The sequence below is a fragment of the Streptomyces sp. 8K308 genome (assembly GCF_004348315.1).
Lineage (GTDB): Bacteria > Actinomycetota > Actinomycetes > Streptomycetales > Streptomycetaceae > Streptomyces.
The window spans coordinates 1-2,741 of sequence record NZ_SMKC01000543.1 but is presented as its reverse complement, the minus strand read 5'-3'; the positions used below and the strand labels follow the sequence as shown (position 1 = coordinate 2,741).

The 2,741-nt window shown below is 71.4% G+C and carries 2 protein-coding genes and 1 pseudogene; 1 reads left to right on the top strand and 2 read right to left on the bottom strand.

The window, feature by feature from the left end; translation table 11 throughout:
- Nucleotides 1–468: pseudogene (locus E1265_RS35420) on the top strand (hypothetical protein); the annotation flags it as partial.
- 21 nt (nucleotides 469–489) lie between these two features.
- Here the strand turns inward: E1265_RS35420 and E1265_RS35415 are convergent.
- Entirely contained in the window at nucleotides 490–690 is a 201-nt protein-coding gene (locus E1265_RS35415) for a hypothetical protein (protein WP_132935054.1), read from the bottom strand.
- Between the two features lie 534 nt (nucleotides 691–1,224).
- A complete protein-coding gene (locus tag E1265_RS35410; RefSeq protein WP_132935053.1) occupies nucleotides 1,225–2,655 on the bottom strand; it encodes an Nramp family divalent metal transporter in 1,431 nt (476 codons plus the stop codon).
- Nucleotides 2,656–2,741: the final 86 nt, after the last annotated feature.

Sequence of the window (2,741 nt, the reverse complement as noted above, 5' to 3'; positions counted from 1 at the left end):
CGCGTCGACCACCCGGGCGTGAACGTGCCCACCCGCCTCGCCCCGCCCGAGCGGTGGCGCGAGCTCGTGGACGCGCTCGCCTCGGCCTCCACCATGTACCGCTATCCCACCGGCGAGGAGTGGCCCTTCGTCCTCCCCTCGACGCCGGACGAACGCCGGGACGACATCCGCGACTTCGTCGTGGGCCGGGAGCCGAGGTTCGAGCTGGTCCACGAGGAGTGGCTGACCGAGCCGCACTGGCAGTTCGCGCTCTGGACCGACCTGACCCGCGCGGAGCTCGAAGGGCTCTTCCCCGAGCCCGAGGGCTTCACGTTCCCCGAGCTCGAGGATGTCTTCCGCGTCGTCCCCGTCGTCCACCCCTGGTCCGGCCTCGGCATCCGCTTCGACCTGTGCTACCGCGTCGACGACGGCCCGACCGACTGGGAGACCGGCGAATGGCTGGTCACGGCTGGCGGCCGGATGCGCTGACCGCAAGGCCCTGGCGCCCGCTCAGCCGAAGGAGAGGCTCATGTCGGTCACGTACCAGAGGCCGTCGATCTCGGTGGCCTCGACCCCGATGCCGATCTGGCCGGGCTCAACGCCGGTGGAGTTCGCCACGACGACGTCCTGGAGCGTCTGACCCTCCACGGTGATCTGCTCCCCGACGAACGCCGCCGTCCCGTCCGACTCCGTGCCCTCGGCGACCGCCACGACGGGCGGCTGCCCCGTGCTCTCCAGGCGAACGACTCGCGGAGCGCGCTCACGCTCTGCCGCGCCCGCTCGGCCTCCGGGGCGTCGCCCTCGCACATCGCGGCGGTGTTGGCCGTGGGCCTGCCGTCGGCGCCCGGCGTTCCCATGGCGAGGCAGGCGTCCACGGGCCGGTCCTCGACGATCGCGGTCACCCACCCCGCCACCGCCTCACCGGCCGTGGCCTGACCGGCGGTCCGCTCCTCCCCAGCCGCGCCGTCGTCCGCGGACCCGCCGGGCTCCTCCGACGGGTCGGACCGCGACGACTCGCCGGTCTCCGAAGTCGTCTCCGCCGGCTCGTCCAACTCGTTCGAACAGCCTGCCACGGCGAGTGTCGCCGCCACGGCGAGCACCCATACGCCGCCGGCCCCGCGCACGACCGTCGACTTCGAAGCTCTCATCAGCTTCCGCAGGTTGACGTCCTGGTCTTGGTGCGGTCGGTACGGTACGCCAACGGCTGAGGCCCGCGTCCCGCGTCCGCCGAGGGACGACGGACGGTCAGGAGCCGTCGACCGAGATGCCGAAGACGTCCAGGACCGCGTACACCCCGAGGAAGGCGATCGCCGCGCTGCTCACCACGAGGGCGACGGTGAGCCAGGGGCTGCCGCGGAAGCGTCGTTCGACGCCCAGGGCGCGCAGCCGCCAGACGGCGATCACCACGGCCAGCAGGAAGACGCCGCCCCCGATGCCGCCGATCTGCACCATCAACACCGGCGACTGGACCCACAGGTAGGAGGAGGCCCACAGCGGCGGCAGGCAGACGGTGAGCAGCCGGATGGTGCGGCGGCGGACCCGCAGGTCGTTCCAGTCGATCACGCCGAGCAGGCCGAGGGAGTTGGTCCACAGCCGCGGCACGCTGGCGGTCGAGCCGATGATGGTGGAGTAGAGCACGGCGATCGCGCCGACGAGGAAGACGTACTTCGCCCACGGCCCCATGGTGTCGGTGTACATCCTGGAGAGCGTGGTGATGACGTCGTTGCCCTCGGGGACCAGGTTCTGCGGGTGCAGCACGGAGGCGCCGATGACGTAGAAGGCGAGGGTGCACAGGGTGCAGACCAGCCACGACACGGTGACGTCGAGGCGCATCACCTTCAGCCAGCCCTCGGCGCGCCGCGCGCGCTCCTCGGTGCCGTCGTCGGGTCCGGTCCAGCGGGCGTAGCCCTTCTCCAGGCACCAGTAGGTGTAGGTGGTCATCTCGTCGGCGCCGACGCCGGTCAGGCCGAACATGGCGAGCGCGATGCCCAGGGTGCCGGCGGGGATCGTGAAGCTCAGGCCCTCGCCGAGGTCGGAAGGTCCGAAGCCGAAGTCCGTGAACGGCAGGGCGAGCGCGAGGCCCACGGTGATGACGGTGAAGATGATGACCGAGATCACGGCGGCCTGCTCCACGACCGCGTAGCGGGCGGTCTGGAGCAGCAGGACGACGCTGGCCGTGATGATGACGGTCCAGCAGAAGAGGGAGGAGAAGCTGAGCGCCTCCCCGGTGATCGGCCACATGACGGAACATGCCGCGGCGGTGCCGCCGATGATGCCGCCGCGCTGGAGCATCTTGGCGAAGTCCATGCCGATCCACAGCCAGTTGATCCAGCCGAGGGGACCGATCCTGGGGCTGACGTCGCGGTAGCCGTCGAGCGCCGTGCGGCCGTTGAGTATGGTCCAGCGGGCCAGTTCGGCCTGGATCCACACCTTGACGGTCGCGCTGATGATGACCAGCCACAGCAGGACGAAGCCGGCCCGGGCACCGAGCGCGGTGGTGGCGATCAGCTCGCCGGAGCCGACGATGGCGGCGGACAGCACGAGGCCGGGGCCGAGGTGACGCAACCGCTCGCGGAAGGTCTTCGGTGGCTCGCGCACGTCCTCGGCCCGCAGCAGGTACGGATCGACCGCCTCGGTGGCGGCTCGCGCCGGGGCTTCCGTCTCGGTCGTGGCCATGTGTGGTCCTTCCTGTCCGGCGCCGGTGCCGGAGCGGGAGCGGTCTGGGGAGTGCGGTGGTCGGGGTTACGGGGACTGGGTCACGG

Excerpts from the sequence above, each read along its gene's own strand:
- E1265_RS35410 (WP_132935053.1), bottom strand. The coding sequence starts at position 2,655 with ATGGCCACGACCGAGACGGAAGCCCCGGCGCGAGCCGCCACCGAGGCG.